Origin of the sequence: Streptomyces sp. PTY087I2, assembly GCF_001687325.1 — a bacterium.
Classification (GTDB): domain Bacteria; phylum Actinomycetota; class Actinomycetes; order Streptomycetales; family Streptomycetaceae; genus Streptomyces.
This window is the reverse complement of the sequence record NZ_LZRD01000019.1, coordinates 229,852-249,922: the sequence shown is the minus strand read 5'-3', so window position 1 is coordinate 249,922 and position 20,071 is coordinate 229,852. Positions and strand designations below refer to the sequence as shown.

Annotated in this window: 19 protein-coding genes and 1 pseudogene; 16 read left to right on the top strand and 4 right to left on the bottom strand. The window is 70.0% G+C overall.

Annotated elements, in window-relative coordinates:
* Positions 1–8 precede the first annotated feature (8 nt).
* From A3Q37_RS21995 to A3Q37_RS21965, 9 genes and pseudogenes are all read left to right on the top strand, one after another.
* Positions 9–881: a helix-turn-helix transcriptional regulator gene (locus tag A3Q37_RS21995; protein WP_065487308.1), complete on the top strand. Its 873-nt coding sequence runs from the start codon at positions 9–11 to the stop codon at positions 879–881.
* Positions 878–1,114 (top strand): DUF397 domain-containing protein, encoded by a 237-nt coding sequence (locus tag A3Q37_RS21990; RefSeq protein WP_065487305.1) that lies wholly within the window; start codon positions 878–880, stop codon positions 1,112–1,114. The genes A3Q37_RS21995 and A3Q37_RS21990 overlap by 4 nt, the downstream gene beginning before the upstream one ends.
* Before the next feature lie 124 nt (positions 1,115–1,238).
* Complete coding sequence (locus tag A3Q37_RS21985) at positions 1,239–2,327, top strand: hypothetical protein (protein WP_065487303.1); 1,089 nt, start codon at positions 1,239–1,241, stop codon at positions 2,325–2,327.
* 142 nt (positions 2,328–2,469) lie between these two features.
* A pseudogene (locus tag A3Q37_RS21980) lies at positions 2,470–2,949 on the top strand (transposase); the annotation flags it as partial.
* 48 nt (positions 2,950–2,997) lie between these two features.
* The gene (locus tag A3Q37_RS36840) at positions 2,998–3,420 is read left to right on the top strand and encodes a contact-dependent growth inhibition system immunity protein (RefSeq protein ID WP_141693588.1); all 423 of its coding nucleotides are present in this window, start codon (positions 2,998–3,000) and stop codon (positions 3,418–3,420) included.
* Positions 3,421–3,691: 271 nt separating this feature from the next.
* Positions 3,692–4,042, top strand: coding sequence for a hypothetical protein (locus tag A3Q37_RS36835; protein ID WP_141693587.1), 351 nt, complete (start codon positions 3,692–3,694; stop codon positions 4,040–4,042).
* A gap of 16 nt (positions 4,043–4,058) precedes the next feature.
* Entirely contained in the window at positions 4,059–4,613 is a 555-nt protein-coding gene (locus tag A3Q37_RS21975; protein ID WP_079137918.1) for an Imm50 family immunity protein, read from the top strand.
* A complete protein-coding gene (locus tag A3Q37_RS21970; RefSeq protein WP_065487300.1) occupies positions 4,600–5,007 on the top strand; it encodes an Imm50 family immunity protein in 408 nt (135 codons plus the stop codon). The genes A3Q37_RS21975 and A3Q37_RS21970 overlap by 14 nt, the downstream gene beginning before the upstream one ends.
* A 107-nt stretch (positions 5,008–5,114) precedes the next feature.
* Positions 5,115–5,447 (top strand): hypothetical protein, encoded by a 333-nt coding sequence (locus A3Q37_RS21965; RefSeq protein ID WP_065487298.1) that lies wholly within the window; start codon positions 5,115–5,117, stop codon positions 5,445–5,447.
* A gap of 26 nt (positions 5,448–5,473) precedes the next feature.
* On the opposite strand, the gene A3Q37_RS21960 is transcribed toward A3Q37_RS21965, so the two are convergent.
* Complete coding sequence (locus A3Q37_RS21960; RefSeq protein WP_075266679.1) at positions 5,474–5,707, bottom strand: ferredoxin; 234 nt, start codon at positions 5,705–5,707, stop codon at positions 5,474–5,476.
* Positions 5,707–7,176, bottom strand: coding sequence for an aldehyde dehydrogenase (locus tag A3Q37_RS21955; RefSeq protein WP_065487294.1), 1,470 nt, complete (start codon positions 7,174–7,176; stop codon positions 5,707–5,709). Before A3Q37_RS21955 ends, A3Q37_RS21960 begins: the two co-directional genes overlap by 1 nt.
* 214 nt (positions 7,177–7,390) lie before the next feature.
* Between A3Q37_RS21955 and A3Q37_RS21950 the strand changes: the two genes are divergently transcribed.
* The 6 genes from A3Q37_RS21950 (at position 7,391) to A3Q37_RS21925 (ending at position 14,874) form a co-directional block, all read left to right on the top strand.
* A complete protein-coding gene (locus A3Q37_RS21950) occupies positions 7,391–8,452 on the top strand; it encodes an MBL fold metallo-hydrolase (protein ID WP_065487291.1) in 1,062 nt (353 codons plus the stop codon).
* A 417-nt stretch (positions 8,453–8,869) separates the two neighbouring features.
* Complete coding sequence (locus A3Q37_RS21945) at positions 8,870–10,123, top strand: prenyltransferase/squalene oxidase repeat-containing protein (RefSeq protein WP_065487290.1); 1,254 nt, start codon at positions 8,870–8,872, stop codon at positions 10,121–10,123.
* A gap of 26 nt (positions 10,124–10,149) precedes the next feature.
* Complete coding sequence (locus tag A3Q37_RS21940; RefSeq protein WP_255311895.1) at positions 10,150–10,875, top strand: SCO2322 family protein; 726 nt, start codon at positions 10,150–10,152, stop codon at positions 10,873–10,875.
* Positions 10,872–12,056, top strand: a complete 1,185-nt coding sequence (locus tag A3Q37_RS21935; protein WP_065487286.1) for an energy-coupling factor transporter transmembrane component T — start codon at positions 10,872–10,874, stop codon at positions 12,054–12,056. The genes A3Q37_RS21940 and A3Q37_RS21935 overlap by 4 nt, the downstream gene beginning before the upstream one ends.
* Positions 12,053–14,029: an ABC transporter ATP-binding protein gene (locus A3Q37_RS21930; protein WP_065487284.1), complete on the top strand. Its 1,977-nt coding sequence runs from the start codon at positions 12,053–12,055 to the stop codon at positions 14,027–14,029. The genes A3Q37_RS21935 and A3Q37_RS21930 overlap by 4 nt, the downstream gene beginning before the upstream one ends.
* Before the next feature lie 5 nt (positions 14,030–14,034).
* On the top strand, positions 14,035–14,874 hold the full coding sequence (locus A3Q37_RS21925) for an ECF transporter S component (protein WP_065487411.1): 840 nt from the start codon (positions 14,035–14,037) through the stop codon (positions 14,872–14,874).
* A 24-nt stretch (positions 14,875–14,898) separates the two neighbouring features.
* Here A3Q37_RS21925 and A3Q37_RS21920 read toward each other — a convergent pair whose 3' ends face one another.
* On the bottom strand, positions 14,899–16,077 hold the full coding sequence (locus A3Q37_RS21920) for a steroid 3-ketoacyl-CoA thiolase (RefSeq protein WP_032761885.1): 1,179 nt from the start codon (positions 16,075–16,077) through the stop codon (positions 14,899–14,901).
* 329 nt (positions 16,078–16,406) lie between these two features.
* Between A3Q37_RS21920 and A3Q37_RS21915 the strand changes: the two genes are divergently transcribed.
* Entirely contained in the window at positions 16,407–17,657 is a 1,251-nt protein-coding gene (locus tag A3Q37_RS21915) for a cytochrome P450 (protein WP_065487282.1), read from the top strand.
* 115 nt (positions 17,658–17,772) lie between these two features.
* Here A3Q37_RS21915 and A3Q37_RS21910 read toward each other — a convergent pair whose 3' ends face one another.
* Positions 17,773–19,833 carry a phosphatase PAP2 family protein gene (locus tag A3Q37_RS21910; protein WP_065487279.1) on the bottom strand — a complete coding sequence of 687 codons (2,061 nt, stop codon included), beginning with the start codon at positions 19,831–19,833 and terminating at the stop codon, positions 17,773–17,775.
* Positions 19,834–20,071 lie beyond the last annotated feature (238 nt).

Here is a 20,071-nt window from a genome sequence, read left to right as displayed (position 1 = left end):
AGTGAGCTATGCCATCCGTAAAGCCATCCACCGTTCTCGGCCGCCAACTCGGCGACGAGCTACGCCGCTTCCGCGAGGCCGCGAGCTTCTCCACGGCTGATGCCGCAGAGGTTCTCGACTGCACCAAGGGCAAGATCAGCCGCATCGAGAACGGACACGTGCCGGTCCGTACGCCTGACCTGACCGCGCTCATACACGCGTACGGGGTGACGGACCAGGAAGCCCGCGACCGCCTGGCGTCGCTGGCCCGCAGCGCTAACAGGCGTCGCCGCGAGGGCTGGTGGCACCAGTTCGGAGACGTGCTGGGTGACACGTACCGCGACTACATTGAGATGGAGACGATCTGCGACAGCATCAAGACCTTCCAGGTGCAACTGGTGCCGGGCCTACTCCAGACACCTGCCTACGGAAGGGCTGTAACGGTTGCCTCCCGCGCGTGGCGGACCGCAGAGGAGATCGACCAGTTCGTACAGGTACGCATGGCACGGCAGGAGCGTCTGACCGGGGACGCGCCCATGGAATTCTGGGCCGTCCTCGCGGAAGGGGTGCTTCGCCAACAGGTCGGCGGGCCGACGGTGATGCACGACCAGTTGCAGCACTTGGCAGACCTGGCCGAGCGCCCCAACATCACTGTCCAGGTACTGCCGTTCTCACGCGGGGCACACCCGGGTATGTTCGGTCCGTACTTGATGCTCAGCTTTCCCAGGGTCTCGGCACTCGATCTCGTTCTGACCGAAACTCCGACCGGCAACATCTGGATCGAGCGGGAATCCGACGTGGCTCAGTACCGTGAACTCTTCGACGACGCCCGCATGTCCGCGTTGCCGCCGACGGAATCGCTCAGCATGATCCGACATATCGCCAAGGAGCACAGACCATGACCGAGGACCGCCTCACCCCGCCTGACCTCGCCGAGGCCGCCTGGCGCACCAGCAGCTACAGCGGCGGGCAGGGCGAGTGCGTGGAGATCGCCCCGAACCTCCCCCACCTGGTCCCAGTCCGCGACAGCACCCGCCCCGCCGGCCCCGCCATCACCTTCGGCCACGACGCCTGGCGGGCCTTCGTCAGCGACTTGGCGACAGCGGGCGCGCCGCCTGCCGGATGGAACAGGTAGCCCGACGAGCACCGGGAGCCGCAGCAGGCGAGGCCGGCCAAAGCTACGTGAACGGCCGAAAGATTGCGCACGAAGCGTTGCGAGCGGACACCTGAATCCTCCACGAGAACCTGAAAGCACCACCATGAAAATCCGAATACGGCATAAGAAGACCACGCTCTTCACATCCATCGCTCTCCTTCTGGTCGCCTCGCTGACGTCGTTGTACTGCTGGTGGAACACCAACGCTTGGGGGGACGACGCCGTCTGCGAAGGCACTCTTTCCTCGGGCGATGTACAAGCGACGCTCGACGTCCCCGGCCGCGTGTCACAGGTTTCCTCCCAAACTGCCATCGGGCGTTCGGAATTCACCTGCGTTGTGGAGCGCACCAGTCGCTTCATCGGCCAGGACAACTTGCGCATGAAGATGAAGACGGGGACCGCAGAGGGGGCATTTCCTTTCACGACCGCCGTCTGGAAGAACCCCGCGGCACGGTCCTACTTCGCTCGCGGTGCCGTATCCGATACCAGCGGCTACGTCATTCTGCCCAGGAGCTGTTGGGACAAGGTGGGCAACATCCAGGGCAGCAGGACCATCGCTCCCGGGCCGGACACGGTAGCCATCGTGGAAGCCTCCGTGGAAGGAGGCTCGGCACATCGGCGGAGCCTTGCCCGACTGCTGACACACACCGCACAAAAGGTCGCCAAAGCGGCCGGCTGCTCTGCTGACGAGCCCGCCGAGCCCGCCGCCTTTGTCGCACCCGATGCACCGCGTACGGCTGCCCCTCACAACCTCTGCGGCTTGAAGGGCTTCTCTCTCCCGAAGGCGGCCTTGGCCCAAGGCCTCGCCGAGCCCGGGCATGAGCAGTTGAACGAGGCGTCGCATACATGGGCATGTGACGTGGACCTTGACGGGACGGACGGCGCCCGAATCTCCTTCGCCGCCACAACCGACAACATCATCCTCGATGCCGCCCTGCGCGAGGAGAAAGAATTCAAGAAGCTCCCCGGAGCCAATGGATCAGTCGTCGGTACCGACGAGGCCATCCTCCAATGCGCAGAGGGAAAGGTCTATTTCGCCGCGAACTGGAGCGCCGAATATCAGGGTGTGCTTCTGGACCGCACGCACAATCGCCAGCCGTCGTACTCAGACGTTCGGCGTGCCACTTTCCAGAACTTCCTGGACGCAGCAGCAGCCTCCCGAAACTGTCCGCAGGTCACCATGCCCCGGTGAGATATTGATCCGAAACGGTTTGGGTTCTGAGTCACTGATGGGGGACGCGCGGCATCTGTTCTCCCGTGGGCGTAGGAGGCCTGCGACTGCGGGCAGTGGCCGCGTTGGTGGCGGGGGCGAGGCCGTAAAAGCGCGGCGGCTGATCGGTGACCTGACCGCGAAGCTGTGCCGGGCACGACTGACCGAGCCCGGGGTGGGCAAGTACCTCAAGCGGTGGGGACTGCCTTCCCAGCGTTCGGACACGCGGGCCGTCCAGCAGGACCCGCAGGCGGTCCGGCGCTGGCACGAGGAGACCTGGCCGGCGATCCAGGTCAGGGCGAAGGCCGAAGGCGGCGAGGCCCTCTTCACCGACCAGGTCACCGGCCGTACCTGGGGCCAGATGGGGAAGACCCCCGTGGTACGGCGGAGCGGGAACCGGTTCTCCACCAACGCGATGTCCGCGAGCAGAACCAAGGGCCGGAAGCACTCCATGATCTTCGCCGAGAGCTTCACCGCCGAGGTGATGGGCCGCTTCCTCGACCGGCTCGCCGGACACTTCGAGCACAAGACCCATCTCGTGGTCGACGGGAACTCCGCCCGCCGCTCGCGGAAGGGCCGCGACTGGAGCGCCGCCCACCCCGACGAGGCCCCATGAGCTTCTGCTCAGTAGCACTCTCAAGGCCATTAGACAATGGAAAACGAAACAGACCGAAGCAGAACGATCGAGCAACTGGAGGGCATCGAATGGCCCGATCCACCTTCCGATGGGACCGGCCTGGTCAAGGCCGTACACAACCTGCGGAAACGTCCGATCAACTTGCTCACCGCGTGGGAGATGAGCAGATTGATCGGCCAAGATGTCGGTATCCCATGGTTGCTTCCTGTCGCACTGGAGATCCTTCGCGAGACAGCAACTGACCAGCCCTTGGGAGGCTTCTACGACGACGACCTTTTGACAGCAGTACTGACGAGGCGATCACCGATCTGGCAGTCAAATCCACAATGGGCCGCGAACCTGAAGGAAGTCATCTCCTTACTCGAAGATATTTCACCGAACACCCGTGAGGATGTTCGGAGTTTCTTTCTGGAGGCAGAAACGAAGGCCTCGAATTGAATACACTGGCAAACCTGTACAGGTTCGAATTAACGTAGCCTGCTGCAGGTCCTCGAAATCAACCAGGTCAAGCACCCGTCCTGATGGACCGAGGACGTGAAGCCGCCGCAGGTCGGCGACCACCCGCACACGGTGGTGCTGGATGACACGAAAGATCCGCCCCGACTGAGTGCGCTCCAAATTGGTATCAATATCGCGCGAGCGTTGCGCGGACGGGAGTAACTTGCGGACGTCGTCCACTTGTCGCGGCAGTAACGGATCAAGGAATGCAGTGCAGAAGCAATTCGTAACACCAGATCCACAAGACCTCGTCAACGCCCTGGGGGTGGAACCGGAGATCACCGGGGAAACTCAAATGACTCTGATGTTTTTCGATGTCACCGGTGAAGGTCTGACCTTCTCGTACAACACAGTCGGGCGATCTGTCAGCGTTCACTGGAGTACGAAGTCCGGCGATCCGAAGCTGAAAATATTCCGGGAGGGAGCGACTTTGCTTCGCATCCAGGAAAGCGATGGGAGCACCACACTTTTCGTAGAGTTTGCAACTCAAGATACGACGGGTGTGCTCGAACTTCAGATTTTCCCGAACGTATCCGCGACTGAAACATCACTCCTCTCGTAGAGCTCTCCAGATATGAATGGGACTGAGCGACACAACGCCAGAGAAAAGGAACACCCTCGCATTGATCCCCCATTGGATCGACCTGGTAAGAAACTCAGACACTCTCGGCACCCTGTACTCCGATGTTCCACCGCTGAAGTCGGTGCGCCTAAGGTCCTTCCATCTCGACTGGCGGGGCCCCGCCCTGACGCTGCGGATCGATCTTCCCGCCTACCCGGGTCCGGGCCGCCTACCACCCGAGTGGTCCGAGCGTGGCCACGACACTTTGCAGCTTCATGTGCACTTCACGGCCGTGGAAGATCTGACCGTGCGCGGATGGATTCCGGCCGTCCCGGTCGACATCAGCCTTGCTGCGCTGCCCTACCGAAGGGTCCTCGTTCGCATCGCCGAAGTCGGATTCGGGTTCTCCTTCACCTCCAGTGATTCCCTCACCGTCGGCCACATCAGTTCCTATCGCATGACCGAAACCGGCTCGGACGACGTTCCTCATGCCTTCGTGAGCCGCCTCGATACGCGCATGTTCACCTCACTCCCCGGAACACACGAGAGCACCTTCTATGAGCGCGTCTGATTGGGCTCGTCTTCTCGACGACCCGCAATCCATCCAGAGCTTGTACGACGAAGAGCCGGATCTCAGCAAGTGCGACCTGTTCCATGTGCTGGTGGACGAGCGAAGAGACAGCATCACGCTGGGGTTCAAGACCGCACAGACCCCCGTGCGCATCAAGTCCGAGTGGGAAGGGAAGAGGTACAACTCCTTCACCTTCTATCTCGTCTTTTCCTGGGTTGAACAACTCGCCGTTCAGGGGTGGGCGGCTCCGGCGCACAAGAGGGTGTCCATCCGGCGTGACCCCGATGAGAAGCTGTCGGTCGCCATCACGTCGGAAGAGGCGTCTCTCCTCTTTCGTGCCCGTTCTGTCGTCCTGTCCGCAGCGCGCGTCGGATTGGTGACGTCATCCGTGTAGCCGGGGCCGGACAAGGCCCCTCGCGATGGGACTGGCGTGCCTTTGGTTTGGAGCTTGCTGATGTCGAGGTTCCTGCAGCCGCACCTTCCGCGATCGAGGCTATTCGCATGGTCGCCGGCATCGACGTGGAACCGACCCTGACAATCGATGCAGCGACACCCGATGCCCTGAAGCAGCTCGATCGTCAGTGGCACGAGAAGGCATGGCCCGTGCTCGCCGGGCCAAGGGCCGGGACGTTTCTCATTCTGCCGCCAGGGGGTGGTGGCGCTGCCGTCGGGTGGGTTCCCGTGCGGGATATCGCGCCCCTTGACCTGCCGTCTCGCATTGCTGCGGTGACCGGGACTCCCGAGTTCGTGGCGTTGTCCGCAGATGGGGCGTACCTGTGTGCGGTGACGGAGGAAGAGTATGCATACTGGATCATCGTGCGTTCGCTCGGCTGAGCCGGCCCGGCAGCCCCCGGGGCCCCTCACTCCTCCGGCGGGAAAACCACCTCCCCCGACCCCGCCAGCGTCAGCGTGATCGCCTCCACCGGGCAGCCCTCCGCTGCCGCCAGGACGTGTTCGCCTGCGTCGCGGTCCTCGGCTGTCGGGTGGGACTGGCGGGCCGAGTCCAGGTGGAAGGCGTCGCCCGCGTGGTTGACGCACATGCCGGAGCCTATGCAGACCGAGCGGTCGACCTCCACGTGCCAGCGGTCGCCCATCATGCCTCCCGGTAGCCGGCGGGCAGGTGGATCATCTTGTGCTCGAAGAACTCGCCGTAGCCCTCGGGGCCGAACTCGCGGCCCAGGCCCGAGTTCTTGTAGCCGCCGAACGGGCCGAGCATGTCGAGGCTGAAGGTGTTCACGCTGTACGTGCCCGTGCGGATGCGGCGGGCTATGTCGATGCCGCGTTCCGTGTCCGCCGTCCAGACGCTGCCGCTCAGGCCGTACGGGGAGTCGTCGGCGATGCGGACCGCCTCGGCCTCGTCCCCGTACGGGATCAGGCAGATCACCGGGCCGAAGATCTCCTCCCGGGCGATGCGCATCGAGTTGTCGACCGAGCCGAAAAGGGTGGGTTCGACGTACCAGCCTCGCTCCTGGGAGGCGGGGCGGCTTCCGCCTGTCAGGATCTTCGCGCCCTCCTCCTGGCCCAAACTGATGTAGTCCAGCGAGCGTTGCTGCTGGCGTTGGGCCACCAAGGGGCCCAGTTCGGTGGTGGGGTCCAAGGGGTCGCCTACGCGGAGTGCGCCTGCTGCCGCCGCGAATGCCTCCGCTATCTCGTCGTAACGGGAGCGTGGGGCCAGAATGCGCGTCTGCGCCACGCATGCCTGGCCGTTGATCATCCAGGCGAACGGGACGATCCCCGCCACCGCCGCCTCCAGGTCCGCGTCCGGGAGGATGACTGCTGCCGATTTGCCGCCCAATTCCAAAGTGACTCGGGTCAGGTTGCGCGAGGCCACCTCCATCACGCGGCGGCCTGCCGCCACCGAGCCCGTGAAGGAGACCTTGTCCACGTCCCGGTGGCCCACCAGGTACTCGCTGACCTCCCGGTCGGCCGGGAGGATCGAGAGGACTCCGGGGGGTAGGCCCGCCTCCTCCACTATCTCCGCCAGCACATAGGCGTCCAGGGGGGTTTCCGGGGAGACCTTCAGGATCGCCGTGCAGCCCGCCAGCAGCGCCGGGGCCAGCTTCGCCGCCGCCGTGAACTGCGGGACGTTCCACGGGACGACCGCCGCCACCACGCCCACCGGTTCGCGGCGGACCAGCAGCGGGCCGAGGACGCCGTCGCGCCGTTCCTCGTACGGGAACGTCCGCGCCACCGTGATCGCCGAGTCCCAGACCATCATCGCGGCCAGCGCCTGCACCATGACGCTCGCGCTGTACGGGGTGCCGTTCTGCGCGCTGATCAGACGAGCGAACTCCTCGTGGCGTACGGCGAAGGCATCCTTGATCCGGGTGATCACCGCGATCCGCTCGTCCAGCGGCATCCGGGGCCACGGGCCCTCGTCGAAGGCCCGGCGGGCCGCGGCGACCGCCCGGTCCACATCCGCCTCGGAGGCGTGCGGCACGCGGCCGATGACCTGTTCGGTGTGCGGCGAGATCACCTCGATGACCTCGGTGGAGAGCGGATCGGTGAACTCCCCGCCGATGAACAGGCGTCCGTGTTCCACCAGCTCCGTACGTTCCGTCATGGCCGTCGCCTCCCGTTGAACCCGTGAACCCGCGAACCCGTACGCCGGCACATCCTCAACTGACTGGTCGTCAGAACTGATATCAGTTCTTGTTTCACTAGTCCACGGGGGGCGCAGCGTCAATGACCCCCGCCCTCCAGTGATTTGGTAGACCTGGGCTACCACTGGAACGAGTTCTCGTTAAAGTGGGAGCCGAAGCGGAGAAGGGGAGCCCATGGCGCAGGTGACTCACGGGGCCGGGACGCAGGTGGCCGATCACGGCGGGGGCGTCCACAGCATCAAGGTGCCCATCCCGGACAACCCCCTCGGGCACACCCTCGTCCACCTCGTCGACACCGACCGCGGGCCCGTCCTCATCGACACGGGATGGGACGATCCCGCTTCCTGGGACACCCTCGTCGCCGGGCTCTCCGCCCTCGGCACCGCCGTCACCGATATCCACGGCGTCGTCATCACCCACCACCACCCCGACCACCACGGCCTCTCCGGCCAGGTCCGCGAGGCGTCCGGGGCCTGGATCGCGATGCACGAGGCCGACACCGCGATCGTCCGGCGGACCCGGGGATCCGAGCCCGGCACCTGGCTCGACTACCTCGTCCGCAAGCTCGCCGCCGTCGGCGCGCCGGACGACCACCTCGCCCCGCTGCGCGCCGCCCGCAGCGGAGGGCGGCTGCGGACCCTCCCCGGGCTGCGTGCCGCCCTGCCGGACAGAGAGATCGTCCCCGGCGAGCTGCTCGATCTCGCCGGGCGGCGGCTCCGTGCCGTCTGGACGCCCGGGCACACCCCGGGTCACGTCTGCCTCCATCTGGAGGAGCGGCATCCTGCCGGGCTGGCCGGGAACGGGCGGTTGTTCTCCGGCGACCATCTGCTGCCGGGGATCAGTCCGCACATCGGGCTGTACGAGGACCCGGACGACACCGCCGTCACCGATCCGCTGGGCGACTACCTCGCCTCGCTGGAGCGGATCGGCCGGCTCGGGGTGGCCGAGGTGCTGCCCGCGCACCAGCACGCCTTCACCGACGCGGGCGGGCGGGTGCGGGAGCTGCTGGACCACCACGAGGAGCGGCTGACCGGGCTCCTCGCCCTGCTCGCCACGCCCCTCACCCCGTGGCAGCTCGCCGAGCGGATGGAGTGGAACCGGCCCTGGGAGCAGATCCCGCACGGTTCGCGGTCCATCGCCGTGTCGGAGGCCGAGTCCCATCTGCGGCGGCTCGTGAAGCTCGGCCGCGCGGAGGCCGTCCCGGGCGGGCCCCCGGTGACGTACATCGCCGTGTGACGACGCGGTGTGGCGTCCGGTGTGGCGTCCCGCCGTCGTGGGCCGGGCCCCAGTGACGTACATCGCCGCCCATGGCCCCGCCAGACGACCCCGGTGATGTACACCGCCGTCCCCGCCCCCACCAGGGACGACCCCGGTGACGTACATCGCCACACGCGTCCCCGGCCCCTCCCCTACGGACCGGTAGAGTGAGCAGGTCGTCATCATGCCCGTACAGGGGGACGCCGGAGACCGTCCGGCGCTGCGCCCCAGCCGTGACCCGTCCGTCCGACGGCAGCCGGACCGCCCTCCGCGGAGCGTGACCGGCTCGGGCCACCGGAACCCCGGTGGCCGGCACCGTCGAGGCATACGGGGCCGGAGCCCGGTGCCCTCGTGCGCCCGGGGAGTCCGGCCCTCGCAGGAGAGGCCCAGCCAGCCATGACCGTACGCCGCAGCGCAGCCGCGCTCGCGACCACCGCCGTGCTCCTGGGCGTCGCCGCCCCCATGGCGGTCGCCGCACCGAGCCCTTCTCCGTCGGCGGACCTGCCTGCCGGGCTCTACGGCACCACGGACCCCACCTACGACGGAGTGTGGCGGCAGTCGCTCGCCTTCCTCGCGCAGAAGATCGAGTACGTCACGCCGTCGACGCAGGCGGTCGACTGGCTGGTGGGCCAGCAGTGCGACAGCGGGGCGTTCCCCTCGTACCGGGCCGACACCTCCAAGCCCTGCGACGCTTCGACCGTCATGGACACCAACGCCACCGCCATCGCCGTCCAGGCCCTCGTCGAGATCAACCAGCGCCGCGAGGACGCCAACAACGGGGCCGACTGGCTGAAGTCCGTGCAGAACGAGGACGGCGGCTGGGGCTACAACCCGGGCAGCCCGTCCGACGCGAACTCCACCTCCATCGTCATCGGCGCGCTCGCCCGTACCGGCGTCCCGGTCAACGAGCTCACCACCGAGAACGGCAGCACCCCGTACACCGCGCTCCAGTCCCTGGCGATCGCCTGCGGGAAGAAGGACGGCGGCGCGTTCGCCTACCAGCCGGGCAAGAAGGGCGAGCTGACCGCCAACATGGACGCCACCGCGGCCTCCGTGCTCGGCCTGATGGGCAAGGGCATCGCCTCCGGCACGTCCAACGCGGTCAAGGACCCCTCCTGCACGAAGGGCGACGACCTCAGCCCGGAGCAGACCGCCCAGAACGGCGCTTTCTTCCTCGCGGACACGCTGAAGAAGCAGCCGTATCTGGAGCAGCCCCCGATGCCGGGCGCCGAGGACTCCGCCCCGCAGCCCGACTACGGCAACACCGCGGACGCCGTCGTCGCGCTCGCCGCCTCCGGGCACGCGGACAAGGCCAAGTCGTCGGTGGCCTGGCTGGAGAAGAACGCCACCGGCTGGGCGAAGCAGGGCGGCCCGGCCGCCACCGGGCAGCTGATCCTCGCCGCGCACGCCACCGGCGCCGACGCCCGCAGCTTCGGCGGCGTCGACCTCGTCAAGCAGCTCAACTCGATGGGGCCCTCCCCGGTCGCCACCGCCCTCCCCTCGCCGACGCCGACCGGTCCGCAGCCCTCCAGCGGCACCGACAGCGACGACAGCGGGCTGAGCCTGGGGTGGCTGATCGGCATCGGGCTGCTCGTCGGCGCCGGCATCGGCTTCCTGCTCAGCATGCGCCGGAAGAAGCAGCAGCCGTGAGGCGTACGCCGGAGCATTCGGCAGCCGTGAGGCGTGCACAGGCCCCGGCCCGGCTGTGTGTTCCCCTCGCCGCCCGGCTGCGCGTTCCGCTTGTCGCGCTGCTCGCCGCCCTGGTCGCCGCCTCCGCCGTCCTGCTCGGCGCGGGCAGCGCCCAGGCCGCCGGGTACCGCTACTGGTCCTTCTGGGAGGGCAACGGCAAGAACTGGGAGTACGCCACTCAGGGGCCGTCCGTCCTGCGCCCTGACGACGGTACGGTCCAGGGCTTCCGGTTCGCCGTGAGCGAGGACTCCGGCGACGCCGACCAGCCGCGCCGGGCCCCCGACTTCGGGGCGATCTGCGCGGACACCCCGGCGGCGGACGGGAAGAAGCGGGTGGCGCTGGTGATCGACCCGGGGACGACCGCCGACGCCCCGGACGGGGAGAAGCCGCCCGCCCTGCGCACGGCCTGCGCCCAGGTCGCGCCGGACGCCAGCAGCGCGGAGGCGCTCGCCGCGGTGGCGAAGCCGCTGCGGTACGACGACAGCGCCATGCTCTGCGCGATCTCCGGCTATCCGAGGACGGGCTGCGGCGAGCAGGTGTCCGGCGACAGCGGCAGCGCGAAGCCGTCCGAGCCCACGAAGACCACTGACGACCAGGACGCGGGCGAGGAAGCTGACGGCGGTGGTGGTCCGTCCGTCGGGCTCCTCGTCGGCATCGGCGCCGTCCTGCTGCTCGGTATCGCCGCCGTCGTCCAGGCCCGCCGCCGCCGGTGACCGCCGCCCCGGCCCCGGCGTCGGCCCCGGCCCGGCTGCTGCGCCGCGCCCTGCACGCCCCCGAGGCGGACCGCGCCAACGCGCTGCCCGCCGGGGCGTGGTGGCTGTGGGCGCTGGGGCTCGCCACCGCCGCGTCCCGGACGACCAACCCGCTGCTGCTCGGGCTGCTGGTCGGGGTGGCCGGGTATGTGGTGGCGGCGCGGCGCACGGACGCGCCGTGGGCCCGTTCGTACGGCGCGTTCGTCAAGCTCGGGCTGTTCGTCGTGGCGCTGCGGCTGCTGTTCTCCGTCTTCCTCGGCTCGTCGATCCCCGGCTCGCACACCGTGCTGGACCTGCCCGAGCTGCCGCTGCCCGACTGGGCGCAGGGCGTGCGGATCGGTGGCCGGGTCACCGCCGAGCAACTGGTCTTCTCGCTGTACGAGGGGATGAAGCTGGCCACCCTGCTGATCTGCGTCGGCGCGGCGAACGCGCTGGCCAACCCGGCGCGGCTGCTGAAGTCGCTGCCGGGTGCGCTGTACGAGGCCGGGGTCGCCGTCGTGGTCGCGATGACGTTCGCGCCGAACATGGTGGCCGACGTGGTCCGGCTGCGCACCGCGCGCCGGCTGCGGGGGCGGCCGACCGGGGGTGTGCGGGCGGTGGCGCAGATCGGGCTGCCCGTGCTGGAAGGCGCGCTGGAGCGGTCGGTGGCGGTGGCCGCGTCGATGGACGCGCGGGGGTACGGGCGTACCGCCCAGGTCCCGGCGGCCGTCCGGCACACCACGAACGTTCTCACCCTGGGCGGGCTGCTCGGGGTGTGCGCCGGTACGTACGGGCTGCTGGCCGCGCAGGGGGCGGTGTACGGGCTGCCGTTGCTGCTGGCCGGGCTGGTCACCGCGATGGCCGGGCTGCGGCTCGGCGGGCGGCGCTCGGTGCGGACCCGCTATCGCCCGGACCGGTGGGGTGTGCGGGCCTGGCTGGTGGCGTGCTCGGGTGCGGCGGTCGCGGCGGCGATGATCTGGGCGGGGGCGGTGGATCCGGAGGCGCTGCGCCCCGGTGTCGTACCGCTGACCGCGCCGGTGCTGCCGCTGTGGCCCGCGGCGGCGGCGCTGATCGGGCTGCTGCCCGCGCTGGTCGCCCCCGTACCGCCGTCGAACCGGGCGACGGCCGACAGACCAGCGCGACGCGGCAAGGAGCAGGCGTGATCAGGTTCGAGCGGGTCTCCGTGCGGTACGAGGGCACGGAGCGTCCCACGCTGTCCGGGGTCGACCTCACGGTCCCCGAGGGCGAACTCGTGCTGCTCGTCGGCCCCTCCGGTGTCGGTAAGTCGACTTTGCTGGGTACGGTCCCGGGGCTCGTCCCGCACTTCACGGGCGGGCTGCTGTCGGGCCGGGTCACGGTGGACGGCCGCGACACCCGTACGCACAAGCCGCGTGAGCTGGCCGATCTGGTCGGGACGGTGGGCCAGGATCCGCTGGCGCACTTCGTCACGGACACCGTCGAGGACGAGCTCGCGTACGGCATGGAGTCGTTGGGTCTCGCCCCGGACGTGATGCGCCGCCGGGTCGAGGAGACCCTCGATCTGCTGGGCCTGGCCGAGCTGCGCGACCGGCCGATCGCGACCCTGTCGGGCGGCCAGCAGCAGCGGGTGGCGATCGGTTCGGTGCTCACCCCGCACCCGAAGGTGCTGGTGCTGGACGAGCCGACCTCCGCGCTGGACCCGGCGGCGGCCGAGGAGGTCCTCGCGGTGCTCCAGCGGCTGGTGCACGACCTGGGCACGACCGTGCTGATGGCCGAACACCGGCTGGAGCGGGTGGTGCAGTACGCGGACCAGGTCGTCCTGCTGCCCGCGCCCGGGGCCGCCCCCGTGATGGGGCCGCCCGCCGAGATCATGAAGGTGTCACCGGTCCGGCCGCCGGTGGCCGAGCTGGGCCTGCTGGCGGGCTGGGACCCGCTGCCCCTGTCGGTACGGGACGCGCGGCGCGGGGCGGGCGGGCTGCGGGAGCGGCTGGCGAACGCGTCGCCGCCCGAGGCGCCTGTGGCACCCGGGGCCGCGTCGGCCTCGGAGCGGCCGGGGGCGGCGGTGCCCGCGCGGGCGGACGGTTCGCCGGTGCCGGGGACCGTACGACCGGGAGCCTCGTCGGACGGATCGCCGGTGCCGGGGACCGTACGGCCGGGAACCTCGTCGGACGGATCGCCGATGTCAGGGGCCGTACGGCCGGGAGCCTCGTCGGCCCCGGGGCCGGACGCCGACCTGGCGGTGGATCCGGAGACGGCGGCCGACCCGGAGACGGTGGCGAAACCGGAGACGGTGGCCGGGCCGGCCGGTGTGCGTCCGCCCGTCGCCGCTCGGCGCCCCCGCCCCGGACTCCTCGCCCGGCTCCTCGGACGAGGGCCCGCCCCCGCCACCCCGGCCGCCGCCGATCCCGTCACCCGCGTCGACGGGCTCGGGGTGCGGCGCGGCCGGGTCGAGGCGTTGCGGCGGGTGACGCTCACCGTGGCCCCCGGCGAGACGGTGGCCCTGATGGGCCGCAACGGGGCCGGCAAGTCCACCCTGCTCGGCGCGCTCGTCGGGATGATCGAGCCCACCTCGGGCAGCGTGCGCGTCGGCGGCCTGGCCCCGGCCCGGACGGACCCGCGGGCGATGGTGCGCCGGGTCGGCCTCGTACCGCAGGAGCCGCGCGATCTGCTGTACGCCGACACGGTGGCCGCCGAGTGCGCCGCCGCCGACCGGGACGCGGCCGAGGGCACCTGCCGGGCGCTGGTATCGGAGCTGCTGCCGGGGGTCGGGGACGACACCCACCCCCGGGATCTGTCCGAGGGGCAGCGCCTCGCGCTCGCCCTGGCACTGGTGCTGACGGGCCGGCCGCCGCTGTTGCTGCTGGACGAGCCGACGCGCGGCCTGGACTACGCGGCCAAGGCCCGGCTCGTCGGCGTACTGCGCGGACTCGCGGCCGAGGGGCACGCGATCGTCCTGGCGACGCACGACGTCGAGCTGGCGGCGGAGCTGGCGCACCGGGTGGTGATCCTCGCCGACGGGGAGGTCGTCGCGGACGGCCCGACCGGTCAGGTGGTGGTCTCCTCCCCCGCGTTCGCCCCGCAGACGGCGAAGATCCTCGCCCCGCAGGAGTGGCTGACCGTGTCCCAGGTGCGCGGCGCGCTGGAGGCGGGGGTGTGAAGACGATGACGGAGGTACGGGAACGGGCTCCCCGGCCCGTGCGGCTCGGGCCGAAGTCGGTGGCCGTGCTGCTGCTGACCGGGGCCGTCGGGGTCGTCGCCTTCGGGTGGCCGCTGCTGGCGGACGCCGGGTCCGGGCTCGCGCACGCGAAGGACGCGCCCTGGCTGTTCGCGGCGCTGCTTCCGCTGCTGGTCGCGGTGGTGGTGGCGACGATCTCCGAGTCCGGGATGGACGCGAAGGCCGTCGCGATGCTCGGCGTGCTGGCGGCGGTCGGGGCCGCGTTGCGCCCGCTCGGCGCGGGCACGGCGGGGCTGGAGCCGATGTTCTTCCTGATGGTGCTGAGCGGGCGGGTGCTGGGCCCCGGGTTCGGTTTCGTGCTCGGCTCGGTGACCATGTTCGCCTCGGCGCTGCTGACGGGCGGGGTCGGGCCGTGGATGCCGTTCCAGATGCTGTCGATGGGCTGGTTCACGATGGGCGCGGGCCTGCTGCCGGGGCCCGACCGGCTGCGCGGGCGGGCCGAGCTGGCGATGCTCGCGGTGTACGGGTGCGTGGCGGCGTTCGCGTACGGCACGGTGATGAACCTCCAGGGCTGGACGCTCATCGCCGGTCTCGGCTCGGGGATCTCGTTCGTCGCGGGCGACCCGCTGCACGAGAACCTGGTGCGGTTCCTCGCCTACTGCGCGGCGACCTCGCTGGGCTGGGACCTGGGGCGGGCGGTGCTGACGGTGGTCCTGACCCTCACGCTCGGCCCGACGCTGCTGAGGGCGCTGCGCCGGGCCACCCGCCGCGCCGCGTTCGACGCGCGGGCGGCCTTCGGGGAGCCCGGGGCGGCGGACACCCCCTAGGGCTCCCCCGGCAGGGGGCCGGGATCACAACCGCTGGATGATCGTCCCCGTCGCCAGCGCCCCTCCCGCGCACATCGTGATCAGCGCGAACTCCTTGTCGCGGCGTTCCAGTTCGTGCAGGGCCGTGGTGATCAGCCGGGCGCCCGTCGCGCCGACCGGGTGGCCCAGCGCGATCGCGCCGCCGTTGACGTTGACCTTCTCCAGGCCGTCGAGGTCCGCCTCGAACTCCTGCGCCCAGCTCAGGACCACGGACGCGAACGCCTCGTTGATCTCGACGAGGTCGATGTCCCGCAGCGACATGCCGGCCTTGCCGAGCACGGCCCGGGTCGCGTCGATCGGGCCGTCGAGGTGGAAGTGCGGGTCGGCGCCGACGAGGGCCTGGGCGACGATCCGGGCCCGGGGCTTGAGCTTGAGCGCCCGCGCCATGCGCTTGGAGGACCAGAGGATGGCGGCGGCTCCGTCGGATATCTGGGAGGAGTTCCCGGCGGTGTGGATCGCGCTCGGCATGACCGCCTTCAGCCCGGCGAGGGCCTCCATGGAGGTGTCGCGCAGCCCCTCGTCCCGGTCGACGAGCCGCCACATGCCCTGCCCGGCCGCCTGCTCCTCCTCGGTGGTCGGGACCTGGACGGCGTACGTCTCGCGCTTGAAGCGTTCCTCGGCCCAGGCGGCGGCCGCCCGCTGCTGGGAGAGCAGGCCGAGCGCGTCGACCCGCTCGCGGGTCAGGCCGCGTTTGCGGGCGATGCGTTCGGCGGCCTCGAACTGGTTGGGCAGGTCGACGTTCCACTCGTCGGGCCAGGGCTTTCCCGGGCCGTGCTTGGAGCCGCTGCCCAGCGGCACCCGGGACATCGCCTCGACACCGCAGCTGATGCCGACGTCGATGACCCCGGCGGCGACCATGTTGGCGACCATGTGGGAAGCCTGCTGCGAGGAGCCGCACTGGCAGTCCACGGTGGTCGCGGCGGTCTCGTAGGGCAGGCCGACGGTCAGCCAGGCGGTACGGGCCGGGTTCATCGACTGCTCGCCGGCGTGGGTGACGGTGCCGCCGACGATCTGTTCGACGCAGTCGGCCTGGATGCCGGTGCGGCCGAGAAGTTCACGGTAGGTCTCGCCCAGCAGATAGGCGGGGTGCAGATTGGCGAGTGCGCCTCCACGCTTGCCGATGGGGGTGCGTACGGCTTCGACGATGACGGGTTCCGCGGCCATGAGCTCGTCCTCTCCTCGCGCTTCCGCAGGGGGCGTCCCGGCGCCCACGGAAGGAACTAGTACGCGTTCTAGTTCTGCCCAGCAGTCTCGTGACGGCGGCCCGGCTGCGCAAGGGGTGTGCACGCACCGCACACGCGCGACTCCGCCCCGGAAGACACCTTCCACGCTTCCGCGCACCCGCCCGCGGGCGATGGATCCAGCCATGGCTCTTGCCACTTGTAGAACTCGTTACTACCTTGCGGGCAACTCCTGATGGGTCGTCAGAACCAGGGTGGCGCGCTCATCGGACTCGGACGGTTCGCGATCAGATCCGGAGTGGAGAGGTGCCCATGCGCTGCCCCCATCTGCCCGACGGGTTCGACTTCACCGATCCCGATCTCCTCCAAGACCGTGTGCCGCACCCGGAGTTCGCCCTGATGCGGGAGACCGCGCCGGTCTGGTGGTGCACCCAGCCGCCCAACATCTCCGGGTTCGGCGACGAGGGCTACTGGGTCGTCACCCGCCACGCGGACGTCAAGTACGTCTCCACGCACCCGGAGTTGTTCTCCTCGAACACCAACACCGCCGTCATCCGCTTCAACGAGACGATCAGCCGCGACCAGATCGACGTCCAGAAACTGATCATGCTGAACATGGACCCGCCGGAACACACCCGGGTCCGCCAGATCGTCCAGCGCGGTTTCACCCCGCGCGCGGTGCGCTCGCTGGAGGCGGCGCTGCGCTCCCGGGCCCGCTCGATCGTCGAGACGGCTCTCGCGTCGGCGGACGCGGACGGCTCCTTCGACTTCGTGACCAACATCGCGGTGGAGCTGCCGCTCCAGGCGATCGCCGAGCTCATCGGCGTACCGCAGGACGACCGGTCCAAGATCTTCGACTGGTCCAACAAGATGGCCGCGTACGACGATCCGGAGTACGCGATCACGGAGGAGGTCGGCGCCGAGGCGGCGATGGAGATCGTGGCGTACTCGATGAACCTGGCGGCGGCCCGCAAGGAGTGCCCGGCCCAGGACATCGTCACGCAGCTGGTCGCGGCGGAGGGCGAAGGCAACCTGTCCTCCGACGAGTTCGGGTTCTTCGTGATCCTGCTCGCGGTGGCCGGGAACGAGACGACCCGTAACGCGATCAGCCACGGCATGCACGCCTTCCTCACCCATCCCGAGCAGTGGGAGCTGTACAAACGGGAGCGGCCGAAGACCACGGCCGAGGAGATCGTGCGCTGGGCGACGCCGGTCGTCTCCTTCCAGCGGACCGCCACCCAGGATCTGGAGCTGGGCGGTCAGCGGATCAGGAAGGGCGAGCGGGTGGGTCTCTTCTACTCCTCGGCCAACAACGACCCGGAGGTGTTCGACGCTCCGGAGATCTTCGACATCACCCGCGACCCCAATCCGCACCTCGGGTTCGGGGGCGGCGGCCCGCACTTCTGCCTGGGCAAGTCGCTGGCCGTGATGGAGATCGACCTGATCTTCAACGCCATCGCCGACGCGCTGCCGGATCTGCGGCTGCTGGAGGATCCGCGGCGGCTGCGGTCGGCCTGGCTCAACGGGATCAAGCAGCTTCAGGTGACGACGGCGGAATCCTGACACGCCCCGCCGAGTGGCGGGACGGGCGCGACGGGCGGACCATGTAAGGACGCGGCGATCCACGCCGAAGGGGTGCCGGGACGGTGAACGTCGTCCCGGCACCCCTTCGGCCTGCTCACCCGCTGTGTGCCGCCTCCTGCTTCCCGGCCGGTACGGGCTCGGGGTCGGGGTCGCGGTCGGCCGCGGGCTCCGCAGGCGGCGGATCGGCGGGTTCCGCCGACGCTTCCCGTTCCTCGTCGGTCACCAGCCTCCGCGGCCCCGACAGTACGTACGTCAGCCCGAAGCCCAGCGTCACGACCAGGGCGCCGCCGACCGCGTCGAGCACCCAGTGGTTGGCGGTGGCCACGATCGCGGCGATGGTGAAGAGCGGGTGCAGCAGACCGAGCGCCTTCATCCACAGCTTCGGGGCCAGCATCACGATGACCACACCGCACCACAGCGACCAGCCGAAGTGCAGCGACGGCATCGCCGCGTACTGGTTGGTGACGGTGGTCAGCGTCCCGTAGTCGGGCTTCGCGAAGTCCTGCACCCCGTGGACGGTGTCGATGAAGCCGAGGCCGGGCATGAGCCGGGGCGGGGCCAGGGGGTAGAGCCAGAAGCCGACGAGCGCGAGGAGCGTGGCGAAGCCGATGGAGGAGCGGACCCAGCGGTAGTCGGCGGGGCGACGCACGTACAGCACGCCGAGGATCGTCAGCGGGACGATGAAGTGGAACGTGGAGTAGTAGTAGTCGAAGAAGTCCCGCAGCCAGGTGATCTGGACGACCGTGTGGTTGACCCAGTGCTCGATGTCGATGTGCAGCCACTGCTCGATGGCGTGGATCTGGCGGCCGTGCTCCTCGGCGAGCGGGCGGCCGGCCCGGGCGGCGAGGCGGACCTGGGCGTAGGCGTCGTAGACGACCCGGATGAGCAGGAGTTCCAGCAGCAGGTTGGGGCGGGTGAAGACCCGGCGCCAGAACGGCAGGAGCGGCACGCGTCTCCAGCGCGCCGCGACCGGTTTCGCGTAGTCGGTGGGGACCGGGTGCTGCCAGTACGGCGAGGTGCGCGGCAGGAACGGGGCGAGGCAGGCCGCGCCGAGCGCCGTGAGAAGCAGGATGTTGTCGCGTACGGGGAAGAGCGGTTCGAGGTTCGGCAGCAGCATCGTGCCCGGCAGGGTGACGGCGAGGACCACCACGGACGGCCAGACCAGCCGGTCGGAGGCCCGCTTGCCGACCCTGCCGACGACCGCGAGGAGCACCCAGAGCAGCTGGTGCTGCCAGGCGGTCGGCGAGACGGCGACGACGACACAGCCGGTCACGGCCACCGCGAGGAGCAGCTGACCGTCCTCGGCGTACCGCACCGCGCGCCGCAGCCCGAGGACCACGACGACGGCGGCGAGCACCAGGAACAGGGCGATCTCCAGGGGGCCTTCGAGGCCGAGCCGGAGCAGCGCCCCGTGCAGGGACTGGTTGGCCAGGCTGTCCGGCCGCTCCCCGAGGCCGGCGCCCGCGAGATGGTGCACCCAGTACGTCCACGAGTCCTTCGGGGCCGCGGCCCAGGCGACGGCCGTGGCGAGGGCGAAGGTCGCGCCCGCGCTCACCGACGCCTGCCGTCTGCCGGTCAGCCAGAGCAGCGCCGCGAAGAGCAGCAGCACCGGCTGGAAGGCGGCGGCGATGCCGACGAGGACGCCCGCCGCCCGGTGTTCCCGGACGACGAACCAGGCCAGCAGCACCAGCAGGACGGGCAGGATGCTCGTCTGGCCCAGGTGCAGGGCGTTGCGGACCGGCAGCGACAGTATGAACAGACTGATCGCGACGGGCGCCGCGAGCAGGGCCGTCCGGCGGCCCACCGGGCCGGGCAGCGCCTTGGCCGCGACGAGGCCGAGGGCGACGACGAGCAGCAGGGACCCGAACGTCCAGGCCACGCCCAGGGTCTGCTGGGCCGTGGCGGTGAGCGGTTTCAGGACGAGCCCGGCGAAGGGCGTCCCGGTGAACCGGCCGCTGTCGTACAGCGAGCCCGTCGCGTGCAGGACGCCGTTCTCCCCGATCCAGGTCTCCAGATCGAGGAGCCGTTCCCCCGGTGGCTGCCGGAGCACCACCGCCACCTGCCGTACCGCGAGCGCGGCCACGACCAGCCAGAGCAGAACCCTGGCCGGTCCCGCCCCCGCTCCCGTGTCCGCCGCCGCCGCGTCACCGCGCACCCTGTGATCCGCATTCACCACGCTGCGCCGACCCTCCCACCGTTCCGTGCATCGCCTTTCGAGTGGTGGCCATGCAGGATGAAGCCTCGCATTGCCCTACGAGGTAGACCCAATCAACCCCCTCTTTGCCTGGCTGTCACCCTGCTTTGGTCCGGAAGAATTCGTCCGTGGGGATGACGGGGGCGCCGGAAGGCCTCGGACGCCCAGGTCGGCGGGGTGCCGGAAGGTCTCGGGCGCC